Origin of the sequence: Haladaptatus caseinilyticus (assembly GCF_026248685.1) — an archaeon.
Classification (GTDB): Archaea; Halobacteriota; Halobacteria; order Halobacteriales; family Haladaptataceae; genus Haladaptatus; species Haladaptatus caseinilyticus.
This window is the reverse complement of sequence record NZ_CP111036.1, coordinates 1,534,553-1,558,370: the sequence shown is the minus strand read 5'-3', so window position 1 is coordinate 1,558,370 and position 23,818 is coordinate 1,534,553. Positions and strand designations below refer to the sequence as shown.

At 58.7% G+C, this 23,818-nt stretch carries 22 protein-coding genes and 2 tRNA genes; 10 read left to right on the top strand and 14 right to left on the bottom strand.

Annotated features, from left to right (window positions below):
• Positions 1-138 precede the first annotated feature (138 nt).
• Genes OOF89_RS08535 through OOF89_RS08510 form a run of 6 tightly spaced genes read right to left on the bottom strand, consistent with a single transcriptional unit; the run spans position 139 to position 8,304 of the window.
• Positions 139-585: a NusA-like transcription termination signal-binding factor gene (locus OOF89_RS08535; protein WP_266075162.1), complete on the bottom strand. Its 447-nt coding sequence runs from the start codon at positions 583-585 to the stop codon at positions 139-141.
• A complete protein-coding gene (gene rpoA2 / locus OOF89_RS08530; RefSeq protein WP_266075161.1) occupies positions 585-1,766 on the bottom strand; it encodes a DNA-directed RNA polymerase subunit A'' in 1,182 nt (393 codons plus the stop codon). Before rpoA2 ends, OOF89_RS08535 begins: the two co-directional genes overlap by 1 nt.
• Positions 1,759-4,689, bottom strand: coding sequence for a DNA-directed RNA polymerase subunit A' (locus OOF89_RS08525; RefSeq protein ID WP_266075160.1), 2,931 nt, complete (start codon positions 4,687-4,689; stop codon positions 1,759-1,761). The genes rpoA2 and OOF89_RS08525 overlap by 8 nt, the downstream gene beginning before the upstream one ends.
• A 1-nt stretch (position 4,690) precedes the next feature.
• Entirely contained in the window at positions 4,691-6,517 is a 1,827-nt protein-coding gene (gene rpoB / locus OOF89_RS08520) for a DNA-directed RNA polymerase subunit B (protein WP_266075158.1), read from the bottom strand.
• 3 nt (positions 6,518-6,520) lie between these two features.
• Entirely contained in the window at positions 6,521-8,077 is a 1,557-nt protein-coding gene (locus OOF89_RS08515) for a DNA-directed RNA polymerase subunit B'' (protein ID WP_266075156.1), read from the bottom strand.
• Positions 8,077-8,304: a DNA-directed RNA polymerase subunit H gene (locus tag OOF89_RS08510; RefSeq protein WP_227773887.1), complete on the bottom strand. Its 228-nt coding sequence runs from the start codon at positions 8,302-8,304 to the stop codon at positions 8,077-8,079. Before OOF89_RS08510 ends, OOF89_RS08515 begins: the two co-directional genes overlap by 1 nt.
• Positions 8,305-8,587: 283 nt before the next feature.
• On the opposite strand from OOF89_RS08510, the gene OOF89_RS08505 reads away from it, so the two are divergent.
• The 5 genes from OOF89_RS08505 (at position 8,588) to OOF89_RS08485 (ending at position 13,635) form a co-directional block, all read left to right on the top strand.
• A tRNA-Asp gene (locus OOF89_RS08505) sits at positions 8,588-8,660 on the top strand.
• Between the two features lie 186 nt (positions 8,661-8,846).
• The gene (locus OOF89_RS08500) at positions 8,847-9,119 is read left to right on the top strand and encodes a group I intron-associated PD-(D/E)XK endonuclease (RefSeq protein ID WP_266075151.1); all 273 of its coding nucleotides are present in this window, start codon (positions 8,847-8,849) and stop codon (positions 9,117-9,119) included.
• 90 nt (positions 9,120-9,209) lie between these two features.
• Positions 9,210-9,282, top strand: a tRNA-Asp gene (locus OOF89_RS08495).
• Positions 9,283-9,572: 290 nt separating this feature from the next.
• The gene (locus OOF89_RS08490; protein WP_266075149.1) at positions 9,573-11,174 is read left to right on the top strand and encodes a COG1361 S-layer family protein; all 1,602 of its coding nucleotides are present in this window, start codon (positions 9,573-9,575) and stop codon (positions 11,172-11,174) included.
• On the top strand, positions 11,167-13,635 hold the full coding sequence (locus tag OOF89_RS08485) for an efflux RND transporter permease subunit (RefSeq protein ID WP_266075147.1): 2,469 nt from the start codon (positions 11,167-11,169) through the stop codon (positions 13,633-13,635). The genes OOF89_RS08490 and OOF89_RS08485 overlap by 8 nt, the downstream gene beginning before the upstream one ends.
• Here the strand turns inward: OOF89_RS08485 and crcB (OOF89_RS08480) are convergent.
• From crcB (OOF89_RS08480) to OOF89_RS08470, 3 genes are all read right to left on the bottom strand, one after another.
• Positions 13,627-13,980 carry a fluoride efflux transporter CrcB gene (crcB, locus tag OOF89_RS08480; RefSeq protein ID WP_266075145.1) on the bottom strand — a complete coding sequence of 118 codons (354 nt, stop codon included), beginning with the start codon at positions 13,978-13,980 and terminating at the stop codon, positions 13,627-13,629. The two genes, OOF89_RS08485 and crcB (OOF89_RS08480), sit on opposite strands and share 9 nt — an antisense overlap.
• Entirely contained in the window at positions 13,977-14,366 is a 390-nt protein-coding gene (gene crcB / locus OOF89_RS08475; RefSeq protein ID WP_266075143.1) for a fluoride efflux transporter CrcB, read from the bottom strand. Before crcB (OOF89_RS08475) ends, crcB (OOF89_RS08480) begins: the two co-directional genes overlap by 4 nt.
• Positions 14,367-14,464: 98 nt before the next feature.
• The gene (locus tag OOF89_RS08470; protein ID WP_266075141.1) at positions 14,465-15,499 is read right to left on the bottom strand and encodes an ATP-binding protein; all 1,035 of its coding nucleotides are present in this window, start codon (positions 15,497-15,499) and stop codon (positions 14,465-14,467) included.
• Between the two features lie 76 nt (positions 15,500-15,575).
• Between OOF89_RS08470 and OOF89_RS08465 the strand changes: the two genes are divergently transcribed.
• Entirely contained in the window at positions 15,576-16,025 is a 450-nt protein-coding gene (locus tag OOF89_RS08465; protein WP_266075139.1) for an Ig-like domain-containing protein, read from the top strand.
• Positions 16,026-16,054: 29 nt separating this feature from the next.
• On the opposite strand, the gene OOF89_RS08460 is transcribed toward OOF89_RS08465, so the two are convergent.
• The 5 genes from OOF89_RS08460 to OOF89_RS08440 form a co-directional block, all read right to left on the bottom strand.
• Positions 16,055-16,816, bottom strand: coding sequence for a protein-L-isoaspartate O-methyltransferase family protein (locus OOF89_RS08460; protein WP_266075137.1), 762 nt, complete (start codon positions 16,814-16,816; stop codon positions 16,055-16,057).
• Positions 16,817-16,842: 26 nt separating this feature from the next.
• A complete protein-coding gene (locus OOF89_RS08455) occupies positions 16,843-17,754 on the bottom strand; it encodes a class I SAM-dependent methyltransferase (protein WP_266075135.1) in 912 nt (303 codons plus the stop codon).
• Between the two features lie 120 nt (positions 17,755-17,874).
• Positions 17,875-18,525, bottom strand: coding sequence for an HVO_0476 family zinc finger protein (locus tag OOF89_RS08450; RefSeq protein ID WP_266075133.1), 651 nt, complete (start codon positions 18,523-18,525; stop codon positions 17,875-17,877).
• Positions 18,526-18,569: 44 nt separating this feature from the next.
• Positions 18,570-18,902, bottom strand: coding sequence for a CHY zinc finger protein (locus OOF89_RS08445; RefSeq protein ID WP_266075131.1), 333 nt, complete (start codon positions 18,900-18,902; stop codon positions 18,570-18,572).
• Between the two features lie 23 nt (positions 18,903-18,925).
• On the bottom strand, positions 18,926-19,870 hold the full coding sequence (locus OOF89_RS08440; protein WP_266075129.1) for an aminopeptidase: 945 nt from the start codon (positions 19,868-19,870) through the stop codon (positions 18,926-18,928).
• 124 nt (positions 19,871-19,994) lie between these two features.
• On the opposite strand from OOF89_RS08440, the gene OOF89_RS08435 reads away from it, so the two are divergent.
• The 4 genes from OOF89_RS08435 (at position 19,995) to OOF89_RS08420 (ending at position 23,795) form a co-directional block, all read left to right on the top strand.
• Positions 19,995-21,008, top strand: coding sequence for a type II glyceraldehyde-3-phosphate dehydrogenase (locus tag OOF89_RS08435; protein WP_266075127.1), 1,014 nt, complete (start codon positions 19,995-19,997; stop codon positions 21,006-21,008).
• A gap of 412 nt (positions 21,009-21,420) precedes the next feature.
• Entirely contained in the window at positions 21,421-21,759 is a 339-nt protein-coding gene (locus OOF89_RS08430) for a hypothetical protein (protein WP_266075125.1), read from the top strand.
• 1,174 nt (positions 21,760-22,933) lie between these two features.
• Entirely contained in the window at positions 22,934-23,278 is a 345-nt protein-coding gene (locus OOF89_RS08425) for a hypothetical protein (RefSeq protein WP_266075123.1), read from the top strand.
• Positions 23,279-23,405: 127 nt separating this feature from the next.
• Positions 23,406-23,795 (top strand): Hsp20/alpha crystallin family protein, encoded by a 390-nt coding sequence (locus tag OOF89_RS08420; RefSeq protein WP_266075121.1) that lies wholly within the window; start codon positions 23,406-23,408, stop codon positions 23,793-23,795.
• Positions 23,796-23,818 lie beyond the last annotated feature (23 nt).

Below are 23,818 nucleotides of genomic sequence, written 5' to 3'. Positions count from 1 at the left end.
AAGCGGAGCCAACGGGTTCGTTCGCCGATTTTCGCTCGGATCGATAAGCTATGACAAGGCGAAACCGAACGACGCTGAACGATATAACGTAAAGAAGACCGGGAACGTCGGTTCAACCGTTCGATTCTGACGACCGAATCAGGTCAACTGGATGTCGGTCACGTCGAAGTGGCGCTCGGCCAATAGCTTCGCGGTTTCGATGTTGCGACCGCCGGAACCGATGGCGACACCGGTGTCCGCCTGTGCGACCTCCGCATAGGCCACCGTGTCGTCGTTTTCGCTGATGGTGACGTGACGGACTTCGGCCGGTGCGAGCGCGTTCGCGACGAACGTCGCCGCCGTGTTCGCATCCTCGACCAGTTCCACGTCCGCGCCGAGATGTTCTTCGACGGTTTGGACGTTCTTCCCACCCGGTCCGATGGCTTGGCCCATCTCGCCGGGTTTGACGACGAAGACGACTCGTTTCTCCGCCTCGTCTTCGTCGTCCTCGTCACCGAGCACGACGCAGTCGTGGGCGGTGGCCCCCGTCTCGTCCTCGAAGAGGGCGATGTACTGGCGTGCCGTATCCGAGAGCGTGACCGTCATCAGTCGGAGGGTTCCGCGCCGCGACTGACCGAACCCATTCGGAGGTCAACGTCACCGGTTCCGAGTTTGATCGGCTTCCCGACGATGACGTTCTCGATGACACCGTTCAGGTCATCGACTTCGCCGTGGATTGCAGCATCGAGCAGGTGATTCACCGTCACCTCGAATGCCGCACGTGCGAGCACGGATTCCTTGCTTCCGGAGATACCGTGTCGACCGATGGATTCGATCGTCCCACGGTTGGTCATGATGTCCGACACGAGCATCAGGTGACGAACGTTCACGTCGTCGAGACCCTGTTCTTCGAGGGTGTCCATCGTCTCCTCGATGATGGCCTCGCGGGCCGCCTCGACGCCGAGGTTGCGGTAAATTTCGTGGATGTTGTTCGACGTGGTGCGTGAGGCGTCCACGCCCTCGATTTCGATGACGTCACCGAACGCCGACCCTTCGGTGTAGAGGACGAACTCCTCACCGTCGTCGGTCTGCTCCTTTCGGATGACGACGCGTGTAATGTCCTCGATACCTTTGAAGACGATTTCGCGGAGTTCCTCGACCAGTTGGAGGAGCTTGCGGTAACTCGGCTGGTCGGGGCCGAACTCGATGACCGTCCCCTGCTGGTTCGTCGTGACGCCGAGGCTATCCTCGATGATGCCCGCGACTTCGTCGGGCGTTATCATCCGCTCTTTGAGCGTATCCTCGTTCAGGTTGATGGAGACGATCATGTCGGCGACGTTGGTCGAGATGTCACCCAGCGCCAAAATTTTCGTCGCCTCGATCTGCCAGACGACTTCGTGGGCGCGTTCGCGATTGTCGGCGTATTCGTCCTCCAAGAACACCGTCATCATCGGCGTGTCCGGCGTCTTTCGGGCGTCCACGAGTTCGATGAGTCGTGGGAGACCCTGTGTCACGTCGATTTCCGCCACACCCGCGTAGTGGAACGTGTTCATCGTCATCTGCGTTCCCGGTTCCCCGATGGACTGGGCGCTCACCGTTCCGACCGGGTCGAGCGGGTCGACTCGCGTATTGAAGTAGCGAGTTTCGACCGCGCGTGCGATTTCGTCGGTCTGTTCGACGGTGACACCATCGCGTGTTTCGATGGTCTCGTACACTTCGTCTTTGAGGCGTCGTGGGAGTTCCGTATCCTCCACGATGGCCTCCATGTCGTCCGTAACTTCAGTCATCTGATTCCACCTGCCGTGCGTCGGCGTGTTCGGAGAGGTTCGTCGGCGGTTGCCGCTCGCCGAGGAATTCGAGCTTGCGGTTCTCGCTGTCGAACTCCTCATCTATGATTCGGTCTGCGATACTTTCGACGTCGATCGGGTTCTCCTCGTCCGAGGACACCCGAACCGGCGAGGTGCCGTCCTCGCCGAACTCGAACTGGACGATGGTGTCGCTGGTATCGCGCACCGTTCCGTCGTACTGCGTTTCGAGTTCGGACAGCGCGTTAATCAGACGGCGCTGGAGGTATCCGGACTTGGAGGTACGGACTGCCGTGTCCACGAGCCCCTCTCGACCACCCATTGCGTGGAAGAAGAACTCGAGCGGACTCAGGCCGCCGGTGTAGGAGTGTTCCACGAATCCATGGGCGTCAGCGGACAGGTCGTCCGCCTGAAAGTGGCTCAGGGTACGGTCTTCGTACCCGCGATTAATTCGCTCGCCCCGAACTGCCTGCTGACCGACACAACCGGCCATCTGGGTCAGGTTCAGGAGCGACCCACGAGCACCCGATTCGGCCATGATCACTGCCGGGTTCTCGTCGGCGAAGTGGTCCTCCGCGATGTCACCGGCGGAGTCACGTGCCTTGCCGAGCGTCTGCATGATCTTCATTTCGAGCGTCTCGTCCACCGTTCGTCCCGGCAGGGATTCGAGTTCGCCGTTCTCGTACGTCGTGATGAGGTTTTGAACGCGGTCGTATGCGTTGTCGATCGCCTCGTCGATCTGCTCTTGGGCCGCCGTCGGAATCGTCTCGTCGTCGATACCGATGGAGAAGCCGAAGTGCATGATGGCACGCATCGCCAGCGTCGCGACTTCGTTGATGAAGTGACGCGCGCGGGTTTCGCCGTACACCTTGCAGATGGTGTCGACGATTTCCCCGCCGAACGCACCGACTGCATCCTCGTCGATGGTCCCGCTGACGAGTTGGCCGTTTTCGATGACGACGGTGTCGCCAGCCGAACTGGAGAACTCCAGTTCGAGTCCGTCGGGGAGCAGTTCCGAGAACAACGTCCGGCCGGTCCAGTACGGCGTGCCGTCGTCTTCCTCGCCGTCGGGTTCCGGCAGTTCGTCGATTCGAGTCGCACGGAGCAGGTCGAGCGCCTGCGTCTCGTTGAAGTGCGGGTTCTCGTGTGTGAGGAGGTACGTTCCCGAGATGTGGTCCTGAATCGCGCCGATGATGTTCTCACCGAAGCGCGGGGACAGGATTTGTTCCTGCACGCGCATGAGCACGCGCGCCTCCGCGCGTGCTTCCTCGTTTTGGAGGGCGTGCATGTTCATCTCGTCCCCGTCGAAGTCCGCGTTGTATGGCGGACAGACGACAGTGTTCAGACGGAACGTCTTGTACGGCATTACGACCACTTCGTGGGCCATGATCGACATCCGGTGCAGGGACGGCTGTCGGTTGAAGATGACGATGTCGCCGTCCACCAGATGGCGGTTGACTTCCCAGCCCGGTTCCACCTTCTCCGACAGTTCCTCGCAGTTCTTTTCGGTGACCTTCAGTCGCCGTCCGTCGGGTCGTTTGACGTAGTTCGCGCCGGGATGCCCCTCCGGGCCGTTTCGAACGTAGCGCTGCGCTTCCTCGATGTTGCGCGGCGTGACGTTCATCGTCTGCGTCATCTCACGGGCGACGCGTCGTGGGACACCGACTTCGTTCAGCGAGAGGGTCGGGTCCGGGCTGATGACGGTACGTGCGGAGAAGTTCACACGCTTTCCGGACAGCGAGCCACGGAATCGGCCCTCCTTCCCCTTCAATCGCTGGCTGAGCGTCTTTAGCGGACGTCCGGAACGATGACGGGCAGGCGGCGTGCCCGAAATCTCGTTGTCCATGAACGTCGTAACGTGGTACTGAAGCAGTTCCCACAAGTCCTCGATGATCAGCTGTGGGGCACCAGCCTCGCGGTTCTCCATGAACCGCTGGTTGATGCGGATGATGTCCACCAACTTGTGCGTCAAGTCGTCCTCGGAACGCTGGCCGTTGTCCAGCGTAATCGACGGCCGAGCAGTGACTGGCGGTACAGGGAGGACAGTAAGAATCATCCATTCGGGGCGCGAGCGGTCGGAGTCAATACCGAGCGCTTCGATATCCTCGTCCGGGATGTCTTCGAACCAGTCGCGAATGTCCGAGGGCATTAGTTTGTTCATGTCCTCGGTCGTGAGGTCGATGTCCAGCGCTTTCTCGATGGCCTTGCGGTCTTCCTCTCGTGGACGGAACTCGCCCGAGATAATCTGGTTGATGCGAGAGAGGTCGATACCCGTCTCTTCTGCGAGTTCTGGCGGCGCGATTGGTTCGCGCTCTTCGTCCTCTTCACCGTCCTCGTTCCGACCTTGCATCGCCGAGGCGATGCGCTCCGAGTACTCGCTCGTGAGAACCTGCTGAACCTCGTAGTAGGTCGTGGGTTTTTCGTGGTTGATGTCGTACTGGACTTCGCCACAGTGCGGACAGCGGTCCTTCTTGCGTGCCTCCCGAATCGCGGCCTTCGTCACGTCGGTGATATCGTTCCCGAGTTCCTTCGTCCGCGTGAGCATATCGTGGTATTTTTCCTGTTCTTCCTCAGTGAGGAGGAGTCGGGAGCAATCACGGCAAGTACCACGAAGCAGTCTGCGGATGAGTTTCGTAAAGCCGACGTGGATGACCGGTGCAGCGAGTTCGATGTGACCGAAGTGGCCGTTACAAGACCCGGAGTGTTGCCCACAGGTCTTACATTCCAGACCGGGGTCGATGACGCCCAGTCGTGGGTCCATGAGCCCCATATCGATGGGGAACCCGTCGTCGTCGTACGTGTCGGCGGTAATGATTTTCGTCGCCGACATCTCGCGGTACTCCTCCGGGTCCATCAGGCCGAAGCTGATGGAGCCGATCTCCTTGGGAGTTTGATTTGTTGCCATGTTAGACTGCGTCCTCCAGTTCGAGTCGCGGTGCGATTCCGAGCGCCTTCATTTCGTCGAGGAGGAGCTTGAACGCGTAGCTCATCTCTATTTCGTGGATATCCGTCTCCTCCTCACAGTTCGGACAGTACACGCGGTTCTGGTCGATGTTCTCGACTGCGCTCATGCCACACTGACCGCAGACGTAAATCCATTCGCGGTCGGAAGAGTCGAGAAGCCGTTCCTTGAGCGCCAATGCCGCACCGTGTCCGATGAGCACTTCGCGCTCCATCTCCCCGACACGAAGGCCACCCTCGCGGGCACGACCTTCGGTCGGCTGGCGCGTCAGCACCTGGACCGGTCCGCGCGACCGGGCGTGGAGCTTGTTCGACACCATGTGGTAGAGCTTGTGATACAGAATAGTGCCGACGAAAATCTCCGCCTCGATTTTCTCACCCGTCACACCGGAGTACATTATCTCCTTGCCGGAGGATTTGTACCCACGAGCTTCGAGGGCCGAACGGAGTTCCTCTTTGTCTTCGCCGGTGAAGGCGGTCCCATCGACGCGCCGTCCTTCGAGCGCACCGACTTTGCCACCGATCATCTCCAACACGTGCCCGACCGTCATGCGCGACGGAAGTGCGTGCGGGTTGACGATGAGGTCAGGGACGACACCTTCCTGCGTGAAGGGCATGTCCTCCTGCGGCGCGATGTGGCCGACGACGCCTTTCTGACCGTGTCGCGATGCGAACTTGTCCCCGAGTTCGGGGATTCGCTCGTCACGAACGGACACTTTCGAGAGCTTCGAACCGTCCTCGCCCTCCATCAGTGTGACGGTGTCGACGACGCCGGATTCGCCCGAGCGCATCGTGACGCTCGTCTCGCGGCGTTTCTGTGGCGACAGGCCGCCCATGTCGTCCGGCTCTTCGAGGAATCGTGGTGGGCTCGTCTTACCGAGCAGAACGCTGTTTTCGTCGACGCGTGTCTCGGGGTTCACCAACCCGTCCTCGTCCAAATGCGTGTACGCATCCTCACCGCGAGCACCACGCACGTCGTCGCTCGGGATCTCGAATCGGTCTTCCTGACCACCGGGGTAGCGTCGTTCTTCACCTTCGTACGTGCGGAAGAAGTGCGAGCGTGCGAGGGCGCGGTCAACCGAACCGCTGTTGAGAACGAGCGCGTCCTCGATGTTGAACCCTTCGTAGCTCATGACGGCGACGGTGAAGTTCTGTGCCGCAGGCCGGTCGTCGAAACCGATCTGTTCCGTCGTCTGCGTCTTCACCATCGACAACTGTGGATAGTGGAAGAGGTGTTGGCGCGTGTCCGGTCGAATCCGGTAGTTCGCCGCTGGCAGGCCGAGCGACTGCTTCATCATCCCCGACCCCATCGTAATACGTGGGCTGGCGTTGTGTTCAGGGTACGGAATCATTCCGGCACCGATACCGAAAATGAGCTGCGGGTCGATTTCGAGGTGCGTGTGATCCTCGTTGAGGTCATCTTCGTCGACGGCGACGTAGATGTCCTCCTCTTCCTCGGCGTCGATGAACTCTATTTTACCCCGCTCGACGAGTTCGTCGAAGGTGAGGTCGCCCTGTTTGACCGCCTCGACTTCGTCCTCGTCGAGGAGCGGTTCGCCGTTTTCGATGACGAGGAGTGGTCGGCGAGCACGTCCCGCGTCGGCGTTTATGATGACTTCACGAGTACGGTCCTTGACCGAGACGTTCACCATCTCGCTGACATCGCCGCGTCGGCGTGCCTCCCGTACCTGATCTGCAAGCTGTTCCGGGTCGGGATGTGTCCCGACCAAACTCCCGTTGACGTATACTTTCGCTTCTCGTCCCTGGCTCATGATTTAGTCCGCGCTCCCTTCGATGCTCTCGATTCCGGGGATACCCTCGACGCCCATCGACGAGAGTTCCTGTTTGAGTTCCTGTTCGTCCTCGATATTCTGGCTCAACTCCATCGCCTGCGCGAAGTTCTTCACCAGGCCACAGTTCGGTCCTTCCGGCGTCTCGGAGGGACAGATGCGACCCCACTGGGTCGCGTGTAGGTCTCGCGCCTCGAAGTGGGGCTGGCTTCGCGACAGCGGACTACGCAGACGGCGAAGGTGTGAGAGTACACCCATGAAGTCCGTGCGGTCGACCAACTGTGAGACGCCGGAACGGCCACCGACCCAATTTCCGGTCGCAATCGGATGTTCGAGTCGCTCGGTGAGCACGTCGGAACGAACGACGGTGTTCACCGACAGCTGACGGTTACGCATGTTCGCACGTTCGAGCTGGTATTTCACGTCGCGTGCCAGTTTGTTCAGTGCCGTGCGGAACAGGTCCTTCATCAGGTCGCCGGACACCTTTAGACGTTTGTTGGCGTAGTGGTCTTTGTCGTCCGAGTCACGCCGTCCGAGTGCGAGTTCGAAACACGCTTCGGCCATTCGTGCGAGGTAGTACGCCTTGTTGATACGCACTTCCTCCTCCTCGACGCCGTCCTCGTGGAGGTGCGGGAGAAGGTAGCGGTCGATGACGTAGTTCGCTCGCTTTAGCTGGTAGTTTTTGCCCTGTCCGGAGGCGACTCGTTTCCCGAGGGACTCGATTGCCTCCTCTTGGGTCTGGACTTCGGCAGCCTCCAGGTTTTCCAGCATGAACTTCACGATTTCCGGGTCGTCGGAAACACGGTGGACGATTTCCTCGTCCGACTCCAGTCCCAACGCACGAACCAGCGTGACGAAGTTGACGCTCCCCGAAACCGACGGGAACGACACTTCGAGCAGACCGTCACGGGTTCGCTCGACGAGCACCAGCGCGCGGTATCCTCGGCGCTGGCTAAACGTCTTTGCGACCTGAATCTCGTCGCCGTATTTTGTATCGTATTCGGCGAGAATCTTGTTCGGTGCGAGGTCCTCCGACGTCATCAGCACCCGCTCGGAACCGTTGACGATGAAGTAGCCACCGGGGTCTGCTGGGTCTTCACCGATTTCGACGAGGTCCTCCTCGTCAAAGTTGGCGATATTACATTTCTCGGAGCCGACCATTATCGGCATCCGGCCGACCTTCGTCTCGGTCGTATCGACGACTCGTTTGTCGTCGCCTTCGCCTTTGACGATGGTCATTTCCATGAAGACCGGTGCGGCGTACGTGATGTTACGGAGGCGGGCCTCCTGCGGATAGAGGAGCTCCTCGCTCCCGTCCGCTTCACGCACGCGCGGAGTGACGACGCGAACGTCGCCGAGTTCCACGAAGACCGGTTCTTCGCCCTCTTTGTCGCCGATATCCGTGTCGATAGTGCCCTTCTCGGTCACAACTTCCTGCATGCCGCGAGTCAGGAAGGAGTTAAACGAGCGGTAGTGATGCTCTGCGAGTCGTTCTTTCGAGAAATACTGTCTCGATAGTGCGCGTCTGTCTTCCCGTTGCATTATTCCACCACGAGTCGGTATACGACTGCTCTGTCTGTCGTTCGTGAGTCACGGACGATTTTGATCACGTCGCCGATTTCAGCATCGTCAGGCAACGCTGGGTCCGTTCGCTTGATTTTTGGCAAGTCTGTACTCTTGATTTCGTATTCCTCGAGCACTTCGTCGAGTTCGCCCTCATCGACGATGGAGTGCTCCGGAACCATCTTGTGTTGGCTTACGTCTACCATGTGTGCACGATTTTCTGGCCAGCGGGAGAAATGGCTATCACGAGATACTACAGGGTATTACTGGCGGCACTCATTTAAGGCTTGCTAAGTAGCGCGCACACGCCCGGCTATCGCACCCCACATCACCATGTGGGCAGTTCTCTAACACCAGTCTCTACTTCGTTCTGGTATAAATGATTTGGGCCGACCGGCGGTCGTACCACCGCTCGGTACGACCCGACACACTGCCTCCGTTTGGAAAGCCTTAAGCATACAAGCCAGAAAGAATGAAATGCGTTCGAAAGCCCGGGTGGTGTAGTGGCCCATCATACAACCCTGTCACGGTTGTGACGCGGGTTCAAATCCCGCCTCGGGCGCTTTCTGACGAAATAACGTTCGAATAGCAAATTCTCTGTGACTGCAGAATTTTAATCATCTATTCGAGAACGGTACTGTTCCTTTTTATCAGCTGTCGTTGATTCATTAATATTTATTATATAATCTAAAACAACAATTGTTATGTTCAAATACCAATATATTAATATACTGGGGAGTATAGAAGGATGAATACGAAAGGCAAAGGAGGCGAGACGGAGGCTGAGATAATCCATACATTCATCTCCCGTGGATATAGTATCTCGGTCCCATTCGGAGATAACGACAAATACGATATTATAGTGGATAGCGGTCAGAATATCTGTCGAGTGCAGTGTAAGACAGGATGGGCAAATAAAGATGCGACAACGCAAAAAATGGAACTTCGGTTTGACGCCGAAATAAACCATCCCTCCATCAACTGGGCAGAAGATTACGAATTTGATGGAGAGATACGATAGTTCGAACAATCTTATGTCACGGACTATCAAACAAGGACAAAATCGACACCCCTTAATAAGGGCAGGCTAAACAAATAGATGCGTTCGAAAGCCCGGGTGGTGTAGTGGCCCATCATACAACCCTGTCACGGTTGTGACGCGGGTTCAAATCCCGCCTCGGGCGTATTTTTCAAACGTCAACTCGCGAGCAAGGCGCTTTCACCGCGTAGATACCGAAGCCGGGAGGATTCGAGAAGAAAGAGATAGGACGGGGAGGATTTTCGGCCAGAAATAACAGACTACCGATGCGAACTATCGGGAAGATAGTTGGACAGGAGGCAAATCTATAGGAAGCGTCGTGACGTGACAGGAGAGGGGAAGGGGACAGATGGCGCTAATCAGGGGGCGGCTGGTACCGAGACGCTCAGTGCTCACGTCGAACAGTGAGCGACGGATGGGACGGGTGGCGCAGCAATGATGAGTCGGGAGTCGTTCGTACCGATTTTCATCGCTCTTCTCCTCATACAGGGTTCCATCGTCGTCGGTGGAACCCATCCAGACGCGGATATCGAACAGCGGACACAACCGACGGACGGAGGTGCGACTGCTCGATTCGAACTGGTTTCCGTCGCTTCGAACGTCCCCGTCGATGGGACCGGCAACCTTTCGCTCACGTTCGAGAACACCGGAGATGATATCACGAACGCCAGTGTCGCCGTGCAGTCACCGAACGAGAGTGTTCGGTTCGGTCAGTCACGGACCGCCAGCAAATCGGTGGGGAACTGGTCCGCAGGGGAACGACGAACAGTCACGTACAGACTGTTGGCGGAGGAGTTCGCGGAAATTCGAAGTTACCCGTTTCAGGCGTTTATCTCGTACACGACGGCGAACGGTTCGCGGGAGCGAGCGGGACCGTACACGTTCGACGTTCGTCCGACTGAACGTATTCGACTGGAACGGTTCGAGGTAACCGACATCTCCTCGAACGTGCAAGCGGGCGACACGGGAACGATATCCCTCACGCTCGAAAACACGGGACGGGACGTGAGCGATGCCGTCATCTCGCTACAGTCGCAAACCGACCAACTCCGTCTCGGGGAGTCGCGAAACGCGACCCAGTTCGTCAACGAGTGGGCGACAAACGAGGACGTACAGGTAGAGTATCAAGTGACGGCGAGCAACGATACCGTCGGTGGCAGCTATCCATTCAGTATCTCGGTATCGTATCGGGAGGACGGGTCACGGAATCAAACCGAGTCACAACTCATCGGAATCATCCCGGCTCCCGAGCAGTCGTTTTCGCTTTCCGACGTGAACAGCACACTCCGCGTCGGAGACGAGGGTGTCGTCTCCGGGCGGGTGACGAACGAAGGGCCGCAGACCGCCCCAAACGCGTTACTCGTCCTACAATCGCAGGGGGAGAACGTCTTTCCGCGAGAAACGGAATACGCACTTGGTACCCTCGACCGCGGCGAGTCGGTTCCCGTCCACTATCGAATCGATGTCAGCGACGGCGCGGACCGCGGGCCGCGGCAGTTCTCGTTCGTCGTTCGATATCAGAATCAGGATGGCGACCCACGGCAGAGCAAACCGCTCGAAACCGCGGTGGTAGTCTCTCCCCGAAAGGACGAGTTCGTCCTCGAACCACGTGGCGCGTCGGTCGAAGCAGGGTCGAGTTCGACCATTTCCCTCGTCATCACGAACAACGACGACAGGGCTCTCCGAAATATCGACGCGCGGGGATTCGTCGATAGTCCGCTCACACTTAGCGACAACCAAGCGTTTATTCCACGACTGGAACCGAACGAATCGGCGACCATCTCGTTTCGCATCTCGGCGGACAGCGGAACACTGGCCGGAACCTATCCGATGTCGCTGGATTTCCAGTATGAGACCCCTGACGGCGAGAGTCGGCTCTCGGATACCTACGAGGTCCCAGTGCGTGTGTCCGAACCGGAAGGAAACGGCCTCCGCTCGTTTCTAAGTGGAGGCGTTGGTCTGGCTGTGGGCATCTTCGCGGTTGTCCTGTTGGCAGTCGGGGGTTTCATCGCACTCCGGAGGTGGCGTGGTGATTGATTATCAGGCACTCATCGACAGAGCGGACGAGTGGATCGTCGGCCGCTCGAAAACCGTCCTGCTCGTCTTTCTCGTCTTGACTGCCGTATTCGCCGTCGGGTTGACTCGCGTTTCGACGGAGGCCGGGACGAGCGAATTCACGGAAGACAGCCCGGCACAGGAGGCGTTCGACGACGTCAACCGCGAGTTCACTCGCCCGTTCGAGGCCGAAAACGGGAGCACACAGCTCATCCAAAGTGGCCGGAACGTGCTTTCGAAACCGGAGCTCGTGGCGATGCTGACGGCGCAGTATCGACTCGAGCAGCGGGAGGAGCTGCGCGTCGCATCCACGGTGAGCGCCGCAGGAATCGTCGCCCAGCGACTCGACCCGAACGTGACGACGCTCGAAGACCAGATTCGTGTGTTGGAGCGCGCAACACCTACCGAAATCGAAATTGCGGTTCGAGAGTCGGCGACGGATCCTCGATTTCGTACGTTGGTGAGCAAGGATTTCAACCCACGATCCGCCTCCGCCTCAGCGACTATCGGTATCGTCGAACACGCGATTCCGCGGGGCGTTTCTCAGGAGGCAGGCGCCGAAGCATCGCCGGAAACCGACCCGCTCGCACGGATTCAGCTCCGGTCGCAGTCGGTCGTCGGGCCGGTCGATAGCGACATCCGACTGTTCGGAAGTGGTATTCTCTCCGATGAGTTGTCGAGCGTTACGTTCGATTCGCTCATCATCGTCATTCCTGCCGCCGGGATACTGATATTCGTCTTTCTGCTGTTCGCCTATCGAGACCCCGGCGACCTCGTTTTGGGAGTCGTCTCGCTTGTGATGACCATCGTATGGACGCTTGGGTTTATGGGAATCGTCGGCGTCCCGTTCACGCAGTTGTTGGTCGCTGTACCGCCGCTCTTGCTCGCCGTCGGAATCGACTACGGTATTCATGCTATCAACCGCTACCGCGAGGAGCGCGTCACCGGTGCGGGCGTAAAACAGTCGATGCGGCCGGCGACCGACCAACTGCTCGTCGCCTTTTTCATCGTGACGGGAACCACCGTTCTCGGATTCGGATCGAACATGACGAGTCGCCTCCAACCGATTCGGGAATTCGGACTGGTCGCGGCCATCGGCATCGTCTTTACCTTTCTCATCTTCGGCATCTTCCTTCCCTCCGTGAAGGTCGCTTCCGACGACCTTCGCGTTCGGTTCGGCCTTCCGACGTTCGGCGAGCGACCGTTGGGTGAGGAAGGGTCGGTTTTAGGCCGACTTCTGTCGAGCAGTGTCGTTCTCGCGCGTAACGGTGCCACAGTCGTCGTTATCGGTGCAGTCGTTCTCACTATCGTTTCTGGCACCTACGCGACCGGAATCGACACGTCGTTTTCAAACGAGGATTTCCTTCCGCCGGAGGAAACACCCGCGTATCTGGACGCTCTCCCCGAACCATTTGCACCGGAAACGTACACCATCACCGAACTCACCAACTTCTTGGCGGAAGAGTTCGCGTCCGCGGAAGACGACACCGTAACGGTGTACGTCGAGGGACCGCTACAGGAGGAGTACGCTCTCGAATCGATCGAGCACGCCAATCGGAACCCGCCGGATTCGTTTCTCTCGTCCCAACGGCAAGCCGACGCCGAAAGCATCATTAGCGTTATCCGCGCCTATAGCGACCAGTCGACGGAATTCCGCCGACTGGTTGAGAGGAACGATATCAACGATAACGGCGTTCCGGACGATAATCTGGAGTTGATTTACGACCGACTGCTCTCCTCGCCCGTCCGGGAGCAGGCGCTGGAGTTCATCTCCGAAGACCGACGAAGCGCACAGGTCATCTATTCGACGAAGAGCGGTGCGTCGCAGGACGCGATTACACGCGATGCCCGTCTCGTCGCCGACCGGTATCGTTTCGATGCGGTTGCGACCGGCGAAATCATCGTGTTTCAGTCCATCGCAGCGACTATCTTTTCTTCCGCCATTCGAAGTTTAGCCACCGCATTGGTCGCGACGGCGCTCTTCCTCATGTTCCTCTATCGAGTCCTCGTGGGGCGCGTCGCGTTCGGCATCATCAACCTCTTCCCGATCGTCGTTGCGGTTTCGTTGCTCGCGGGAACGATGCGGTTGCTCGGGATCCCCTTCAACGCCCTGACCGCAACCGTGCTGGCGATTGCACTCGGATTGGGTGTGGATTACTCCGCCCACGTCGTCCATCGATTTACGGACGAATATGCGTTCGACGATGGACAAGCGAGCGATAACGTACTCGACGCACTCATCCGAACCGTTCGCGGAACCGGGGGTGCACTGACGGGAAGCATGCTCACGACGATTTCCGGTACCGGAATACTCGTCCTCGCAATCACACCCGTCCTCGGACAGTTCGGACTCGTGACCGCGTTAAGCATCTTCTACTCCTATCTCACCGCCATTTTCCTGACGCCTTCCGCTATCGTTCTGTGGAGTCGGTACTCAAGGTGAAATCACGGTGACTACGAACCCGCCGACCGCCACCGCCAGCAGTGCGCCGACGAGATTGATCGTCGCGTTATTGATCGCTTTCCTGCGTTTGCCACGCTCGTACAGCCGGACCGTCTCGAAGGCGAAACTGGAAAAGGTCGTGAACGCGCCGCAAAAGCCGGTTCCGAACAGCATAAGCAGTGAGGCGTTTGGGGTGAAACTGGCGGTCAGCGCGCCGAGGAACAAACTCCCGAGAACGTTTACCGCGAGCGTTCCCCGGCCATCACCGGACACTCGCTGCCCGACGAAGTAACGACTCAACGCGCCGAGCATCCCGCCGACCCCCACGAGAACGACGGGATTCACGAGACGACACCGCCGACGATTCGCCGACCGAGAAGCACGGCCAGAAATCCGAGGACGTAGTTCGCACCGATGTTGAGGACCGCGACCATCGGCGACAGCTGTGACGTTTGCACCGCGAAGGTGCTGTAGGTCGTGAACGATGAGAGAAAACCGGTTCCGACGACCAGTCGGGTTTCGGGCGCGAGCATGTCGGCCAGATGTGCCTCGTACAGGAGGACACCGAGTGCGAAGCTCCCGGTGACGTTGACCGCGAGCGTTCCCCACGGAAACGCTCCCGGAAGCGCATCGCTCACCGCGGAACGCAATATTGCACCGACGAAGCCACCGACTGCGATGAGCAGAATCGGTTCGAACCGTTTCAGCGCGTGTGATTTTTGTACCGACATCGTACCATCGTTGGACCGTCTGCCCGGTGGGCAGTTTCCGAAACGTCGCCGGGAAACGTGGTCCGTTTCTCGTATCCGATTGCAATCAGCAGCGCAACCTATCCCTTTCGGAGTTCGTTCGCACTCGGACTCCCGCCGCCGTGTTCGACCTGTCGTTTTCGGATTTGTACCGAATGGACGCGTTCGGTAGCGTCGTCCACGATGACAGCTGAACCGGGGGTTTCCGGCATCCGATCGGTGAACGACCCCTGCATGTAGGTCGGGCGAGCACGGGCAAGCGCGTCGCGGTCGCGACGAGAGGTCAATCGATGGGCGACGAGCAGATCGGACTGCGAAATCGCCACCTCGGGCAGTGCGGCGGGACGCTGTGTTGCGGCAACGAGGCTAACGCCGGGATGTCGTCCTCTCGTGATAATCGTCCTGAGTGCTGCGTCGGCGATACCACCGAAGAAAGCGTGGGCTTCGTCCACCACTAACCACGGGAGCGTATCGATGGATTCCGCAACCCGGGCGCGGTACAGATCGCCCGCGACCGCTCGAACCACGGCGTTCATCGGTGCGTGATCGCAGCCGGAGCAATCGAGGAGAATCCCGGATTCGGGTTCTACACACGCCGCTGCGGTGAGACCGTTCGACGAGAACACGTCCCACGACGCCGCGAGCGCGAGATGGTTTCGTGCCGAGCGGCAAGTTGCCGGGTTCGCGTCAGCCTCGGAGACGAAATCCCTCATTTCAGCCAGTGTCGATGTTTCACTGACAGCACGCCACACCAGCGAACCGGTTGCACTCTCGTGATCGAGGCCAAGCAAATCACACCACGCCCGCGGCGATAGCGTATCGGCGGACACGCGAGGATCGGAAACGACCTCGAAGCCCGAAACCCCTTCAAACGTCGTGAACACCCCGATCGGATCCACGACGACCGGTGTGACCCCCTCCGCGTCCGCAAGTTCTTCGACCAACACGCCGAGAGTGTACGATTTTCCGTACCCCCGTTTTCCCACTATCAGCCCGACGTGGGGGTTGTCGAGGTCGATTCGAACAGTTGCCCCCGGACTTCCGTCCCTGGCGCGGTAGTGGCCGAGGTTACCTGCCGTATCCAAGCCCCTCGTTCCGCCCAAAACCTGCGTCATGGAGGTGGATAGTCCCGCCTTATCGGATAAACTCTCGGACGAAGGTTTATATTCGAAACCGGTACCAGACCGGGGCATGTCCATACGTCAGCGGTTTCGGACAGACGACCGCGCCATCGAGGGGCTCCCGATTCGGCTCGTAATCGCGCTCGTCGTCGGCGTGGCTAGTTTGAGCGTCATGATGAACATGCTCTCGGGGCTCAACGGATTGGCCGTGAGCGAACTCGATGCGAAACCGGAACCAGAAGTTATCGAACCGGGACACCAAACGCTCGACATCGTCGTCATCGACGCGGACGGAGAACCGGTTGCCGACGCAACCGTCGTCGTGAAAAGCGATTCGGCGAGGCTGGAGAGCGTCGAAACTGCAACGACGGAAAGCGACGGGCGGGCACGCCTCTCGATAGACCCAGGGCTCGGACCGAACCAGGACGACGGAACGCTTGAAATAGACATCAAGCCGCCTGCAGGGAGTGAGTTCGCGGACAAACGTGAAAATACCCGAATACTGGTAGTCAGTGATTGAAAAATCGGGTTCACGGACTACCGAGCCGATTAGCAGTAGCCGTCCCAGTCGATCCAGTCGTGCTCCCAACCGTGCCGTGTCTGGGCGTGTCGTTCGGCGAACTCACGGTCTTCCCTGTTGGTTCGGTTACGCTCGATGGTATCCGCCTGTTCACCCTCGACGAGGAGCGGTGCGAATGCAGTGGTTCCGAACGCTTCGGCGATTTCGGGAACTCCGGCGTCCACGGGTTCGACGGCGACGAGTTGCTGCGTTCCACTTCCAAGCGGAATTACGAGTCGGCCGTCGTTGGTGAGTTGCGAAACGAGCGTTCTCGGCGGTTCGATGGCTGCGGCTTCGACGAGAATCCGATCGAACGGCGCGTACTCTGGCAGGCCGTCGGCACCGTCGCGACAATCCACGAGGACGCCACCGTATCCCGCGGAATCGAGGTTTTGCCGGGCTTCGTAGACGATGGTTCGCGTGATATCGAGCGCATGGACGTTGTGTTCGCCGACGATTTCGGCCAGTACTGCCGAGGTGTAGCCGACTCCGGCACCGACGACGAGGACGGAGTCGTCCTCCCGAACGTCGAGCGCTTCGAGCAGTTGGGCGACGATACTTGGAGCGAGGATTCGCGTCCCCCGGTGATCGAACGACTGGTCGGAGTACGCCCCTTCGTCGGCGTCTATCGGCACGAACTCGTGGCGAGGTACGGTTCGAAGTGCCAGACCAACGTGATCGCTTCGCACCAGGCCCTTCATTTCGTGCTCCAAACTGGCGACCATATCGTCGCGCAGGACCGGCGGTTCCATACGCCCGCGTTGGGTTCGGACGTTCTTCAATTGCGCGGCCTGTGACCGACGATTGCTTGCTGATTCGTGCCCGGAATATCACGAATTTCGAACTCCACGAACCCCGCGCTGGCGAACCAGTTTTCGAACTCGTTCGCAGTGTACGTGTCGCCGTTTTCGGTTTGTGCGAGCATGTGTGCTCCCATCAGCGCGGCCCCCTCCGCACGCCCGCGTACTTGGTCGGTGAAGACGGCGACACCGCCGGGTTCGAGCGCATCGAACGCGTTTGCGAGGAGCTGTCGGTTTTCGTCCGGACCGAGGGCGTGAGCTACTCGGGAACAGAACACGATATCGAATCCGGTCGGAAGGGAGTCGGTCACATCACCGGCGGCCAGTACGACGGGTTCGTGTTCGAGAAACCGACTGTCGATGTCGATAACGTCGGGTTGGTCGACCAGCGTTGTTTCGTACCCCCGACGAGCGAACTCCGTGGCAAAGGTGCCGGGACCGCCACCGACGTCGAGAACGCGCTCCGCGTCCGGGTGTTCGTGTACCGCCTCGGTGACACACGACCGAACCGTCGGTTCCTCCACCGTGGCCATCGCACCCATGAAATTCGTCGTCCAATCGTCCGGAAGGTCCGGCGGAGAGCCAGTTCGCATCGTTTTCGGGAGTTCGATCCATCGTGAGAGGCAATCGAGCCGATGTGGAACGCTTCCGACCGATCGAACGTCCGTTTTGGTGAACAGGCCGAGGGCACGATTGGTTGCTTCGTATTCGTCGTCCAACCGTTCGAGAAACCCCATCTCTACCATCGCTTCGAGCGTGATTCGAGTCGAGCGCTCCGTGACACCGGTTTTTTCGGCGACATCCTCGACGGTTCCTGCTTCGAACATGACCGTCTCGATGAGGCCCGTCTCGCGGGCAGCCCACAGCAGACAGAGTTCACGGTAGTCCATACGGATTGCTCGGGTGGTATTCGAAAAAAGCTAGGCCTCCGCATCAGCCGAACTCGTGAGGTGGAATCAAAAAGCTCGTTCGGAGTCGTCTCGAGTCGGATTCGGACGCGCTTTACTGCGCTACCACGCAGACCACGCGGTCGAACTCTCGTCTTCCGCGTAGATGCGCTTTACGTCCTTTGCTATCACGGTGTCGCCGTCGAAGTCGAGTCGGTCGTGGTTGTAGCCAGTCGCGTCGTCGGTGACGAGAATACCGTCGATCGTGAACTCCTCGTTGGCGAGTTCCTCGGTTTCGCCGACGACGAACTCGTAATCACCGGGGATGTTCACCTTGATGCCGCGGGAGTTGTCCCTGCGTCCGTCGTTCGGATGTATCGTCACGTTAACCGAGACGTTGTCCACCGCTCGTGTCCAGATGGTTTCGACGTCCTCGGCGGCGGACTCCTCGACGCGTCGGTCGTGGTCCTGTTCGAGGCTCGTGATTCGGACGACGAATATCGCCTCGTCGGTTTCGAGGACGAATTCCTCGCCGACAGCTAGCGTCTCCTCGACCGGCACATCGGCCGCCGCGGAGAACGACTCGCCCTCCTGGGAAACGATGACGTCGATTTCTTCGGTCTGTACTCGCTCTATTTTCGTCTTGTGGACGTGACTGCACTCGGTACAGCGCACCGTCGCTTGCCCACCCGGTTTGAGCACCTCGTGGACGGTTTCATCGTTGGGGGAACAGGATGGGCAGACGACTGCCACACGTTCCGCAGTATCGCTCATATCGGAGGGTATGGACTCGGGGCGTAAAAGTGCGTGGAGACGAATCAGTCCTCGAAGTACAGATGAGAATGGTTCGCACAGCCCGGATTGAATTCCGTGTCGCAGTCAGGGCACTGCGATTCACAGGCCAAATACTCCGCAATCGTTAGTTCGGAACCGCAAGCACCACACAGCACCGCCTCCGAATCGCGCTGGTTTTCGGGCCACGTTTCCCGGGGATGGTCGGCTACTTCGTCGTGACACTGAAAACAGGGATAGAATTCGTCACAGCACGGGTACCGAATCGCGATTACGTCTCGCTCAGTGTGATAGTGCGAGCATCGTGTCTCTGCATCGACCTCGACGCCGTGAACTTTGGTTCCGTGGATGATTGGCATTCGGAAGTGGAAAGGTGGCGACTTCAGGATCGCGGCAGTTCGACTTCCTCCCCGTCTGCATAGACGGTCGGTTCGCGGATGATACCGTCGAGATGCAGCGGAGCGTCGGTGTCGCCGCCGATGCCTGCGTCGTCGCCGATTGCGATGTGAACCGTCCCGCCCGCTTTCTCGTCGAGCAGGACGGAGCCGACGAGTTCGGTGACGGCGACGTTCGTTCCGATACCGAGTTCTGCGAGGTTGTAGGCGTCTTGGCCGACTTCCTCGGCGGCGGTTTCGACCTGCGAGCGAATTTCGTCGTCACTGATTTCGGTTACGTAGCCGTCCTCGACTTCGAATTCGAGGGTTTGTCCGTCTTCGAGAAGGCCGTGGGGGCGCATCGTACCGTCCACGACGTAGCGTCCGTTTACGTTCTCGGGGCTGACGAACACCTCACCGGCCGGGAGGTTCGTGAAGTCGCCGGGTTCGTGACAGAGGCCGGTGTCGTCGTACCACTCGCGGTCACCGGGTTCGAACGTGATATCGGTTCCTTTTTTGGTCGTGACGCGGATTTGGTCCGCGCCTTCGACCTGCGCGAGCACGTCCTGACACTGTTGGTCGATGGTTTCGTAGTCGGCGGACAGACCTGTGACCATCACTTCCTCCGTGATTCCTGGGAGGGTGGCCGCTCGTGTCCCCGCATCGTTTGCCTCGCCACGTGCACGAGTGTGACTTAGACTCTTCGTCGTCGGTGCGAGAACGACGTCCGCGCCGGACATCGCGGCGGCGACGGGTTCCGGCGGTTCCTCGCCGTGCTGATTGCCGACTGGATAGCGCGCGATAACGACGTCGTCCGTGATTTCGCGGGCCGCGTCGTATAACGCCTTTCCGATGTCCCACCGTTTGTCGTCGGTGATGACCGCACAGCTTTCGTCCGGTCGGAGGGCCATACACTGCTCGACAGCGGTTTTCGCCGCGTCGTCCAGACTCATGTGTCTGGCGTAGCTTTCGGGTGCGGTTAGGTGTTCCCTTTCAGCCTTACTCGGAGGCGAGTTAGTTCCGGGGCGAGACGGCTCGAAACGGTTTTAGTGGCGGGTGTTGGATTTGGGGATGTACATGCTACAGGTCGGCATCAACGGGTACGGGACTATCGGGAAACGAGTCGCTGACGCTGTTCGGGCGCAACCGGACATGGAGGTCGTGGGTGTCGCAAAGACCCGACCCAATTTCGAAGCCGAGGGAGCAGTCGAGAAAGGGTATCCGCTCTACGCCGCGATTGAGGAGCGCGCAGGGCAGTTCGACGACGCGGGAATCGAACTCGCCGGAATGGTCGAAGAGATGGTCGAGAAGGCCGACGTGGTCGTGGACGCCTGTCCCTCCGGAATCGGTGCGGACAACAAATCGCTGTACGAGGAGTATGACACACCCGCTCTGTATCAGGGCGGTGAGGACGCGGACGTTGCCGACGTGAGCTTCAACGCACGCGCAAACTTCGAGAAAGCCGTGGATGCACGACACGTCCGCGTCGTTTCGTGCAACACGACCGGACTATCACGCCTCATCGCGCCACTCCGAGAGGAGTACGGCGTCGAGAAGGTTCGCGCGACACTCGTCCGGCGTGGTGGCGACCCGGCCCAGACCGGTCGTGGCCCCATCAACGACATCGTGCCAAACCCGGTCAGCCTGCCGTCGCACCACGGTCCCGACGTGAAAACCATCTTCCCCGACCTTTCCATCGACACGCTCGGTCTGAAGGTTCCGGCGACGCTGATGCACATGCACAGCGTCAACGTTTCGCTCGAATCCGAACCGGACGCGCAGGAAGTTCGTGAGCTGCTCGAACGCCAGTCGCGCATCTTCGTCGTTCCGGAACGAATGGATATCGACGGCGCTGGCAAACTCAAGGAGCACGCCATGGACAGGGACCGACCGCGGGCAGACCTCTGGGAGAACTGCCTCTGGGGCGAATCGGTCTCGATGGAAGGCAACGACCTCTACCTCTTCCAAGCGATTCACCAGGAGAGCGACGTGGTTCCCGAGAACGTCGATGCGATTCGCGCGGTGACGAACACCGCGGACGCACAAGAGAGTATCGAAACGACGAACGAAGCGCTGGACATCGGTTTCTAAACCGTCGCTGTTTTCGATCTATTGTCGGGAAGCGGCATTCGTTAGTTTCGTGTCGATATTCGACGAAATCAAAACACCTCGATGACGGGAAATATTCGACAGTTCGGTATTGGCTCGTGTTAGCATCCACCATTTAAAAGACACGATACTGTCGAAAATCCTCGAATTCTGTCGCTAGACCGGGGTGAAATACGAGGTATCTCGTACGTAACGGTCTGTGCCGAGCGAGAGCCGACAGTGATGTTCTACAATACTCACGAGTAGTCGGTGATTTGGTCGTTCGTGAACGTACAAACGGATTCAACAGTGGCGACCGTTCATTTTCACCTCGGGCGATGGTGCGAAACGGGTGGGACGGATCGCACGGAGCGAACGTGCGTCCGATAACTCTCTCCCGCCCGGAGAGAAAACCATGAAACAAACGCTCAAAGTCCTAATGACGCTGTCGCTCGTGGCGAGTCTGTTCGTCGCTGGCTTCGCAGGAACAGTGGCCGCAGACGAGAACGAACAGGAAATCGACCAAGAAGCAAACGCCGAAGTCAACCAGTACCAAGACGTCTATCAGAGCAATAGCAACTACCAAGGTGTCGCTGCTGCAGACGCGTACTACGGTGACGCAACGGCAGTCCAGTACAACGAGCAGGAGAACAACAACGCGCAGATCGGCATCGCGGAAGCCGAGAACAACGCCGAGCAGAACCAGTGGGTCAACAAGCACAAGAAAGACCGAGAGCGACCGGACCAAATGTAAAATCGGCAGATAGCCGACGAGAATTTTTATTTTTGTTGAGCGACCTCGCGAGCGACGCAAGCGGAAACCACATTACGCGCAGGTGGCCGATTCGAGCCGTCCAAACTGTTCCTAGAGTGCTCACCGAGTTGATTATCTGGCATGAAGTCCACCAGTGCGAGTTCCATGTCGTTCGGCCGTACGCCTCGGCGAGCGCTAGCAGCGAGAAGAGACAACCGGCGATTGAACGATTATCAAATGGAGTCGAACCCCTCTGTCCGACGAAACGCTTCCGGAGATACTCCGACGCCACGTCGATGAGGGGAGTTTCCTCATAAACCAAGTGTGGATACACGACACATCCTTCTCCGAACAGCAATCACCAACGGGACGCGACCACAACCGATGGCAAAGCGGCCGAGTCAAGACGCCGAAGTTATCTCCGCATCGCGGGAGCGGACAGAGGATTCGATTTTCGTACCTGACGTCGTGAGGTTCTCAGCACGAATCGTCTAGTTAGCTGGTACACACTCCGTCATAAACGGGTATACCAGTACGAGGATTGAACAGTGAATCGAGGTACTCGACGAACGCAGTTAGCGGCGGAAAAACGGCGTCGTGAGCGGGTATGTGGGTGTGGTCTCCGAATCATCTCAGTCCCAGCATCCTCCGAGCCATATCGAATCGAGGTGAACGTCCATCGCAGGTCTACAATCACACCCCCATTCAGCCAGTTCATGGACGTGCATCCCGTATCGATGTTCACTTACGCGACTTGCGTTGACTCGTTCATCGATGCCTGAACCGTGACAGTACTTGTTCGTTTCCTCGAGCGAGAACGGAGCACGTGCCACCGTTATCTACGGAATCCGGCTAGATAGTCACGCTTTTTATCGGCTTCAGCGTACAGAACGGTTGTTCCGATTACTGGCCGATAGCACCGGGTACAGGTCGGCGATTCGGGCTGACGATAAGGAAGCAGTAACGGAATTAGTATCACGGAGACCACGACGTATTCACCCACGTTCTTCGTTACTCACGGTAAGTTCGGGATTTGACCGTTTACGAAACGACAAAACCGTATTAACGGTGCTGGCCATTCATTTACACCTCGGGCGATGGTGCGAAACGGGTGGGACGGATCGCACGGAGCGAACGTGCGTCCGATAACTCTCTCCCGCCCGGAGAGAAAACCATGAAACAAACGCTCAAAGTCCTAATGACGCTGTCGCTCGTGGCGAGTCTGTTCGTCGCTGGCTTCGCAGGAACAGTGGCCGCAGACGAGAACGAACAGGAAATCGATCAAGAAGCAAACGCCGAAGTCAGCCAGGCACAGGCTGTCGCGCAGGGTAACTCAAACGTGCAAGGTGCTGCTGTTGCGGGTGCAGCCTTCGGTGACGCAACGGCGGTCCAGTACAACGAGCAGGAGAACAACAACGCGCAGATCGGCATCGCGGAAGCCGAGAACAACGCCGAGCAGAACCAGTGGATCAACAAGCACAAGAAAGACCGCAAAAAGCCACCTTGGGTCGACGCATAAAACACACTAATTAGCGATCGCGGAGTTTTATTTTAGCGACAAGTGAGACGTTTCGATACCGAATCGAATTGCGGTACACCTGGCGGCCGTCCAAAACCTTTTGCTTGGGAGGGGCTTACTATCGCGTATGCGACGAGACGACCGCGACGACCCCTTCGACGACCTCTTTCGCGAAATCGAACGTATGATGAACGATATGATGGGCGGAAACGTGGACATGCAGGTCGATACCGGCGCGTCGGGATTCGGGGCAGACACGCACGTCGACATCCACGAGGATGACGAACACGTTCGCGTCATCGCCGACCTTCCCGGTGTCGAAAAACAGGACATCAACCTCAAATGCGACGGCGAGATGATGACCATCAGCGCCGTCAGTGACCACCGCGAGTACGACGAACGCATCTCGCTTCCGGCACGTGTCGACGAACGATCTGCAAAAGCGACCTACAACAACGGCGTCCTGGAAGTCACCCTCGAAAAGACCGACGAATCGGCGAACATCAGCGTCGAATAGGCCTAAAGCGTCGAACCGTCTGG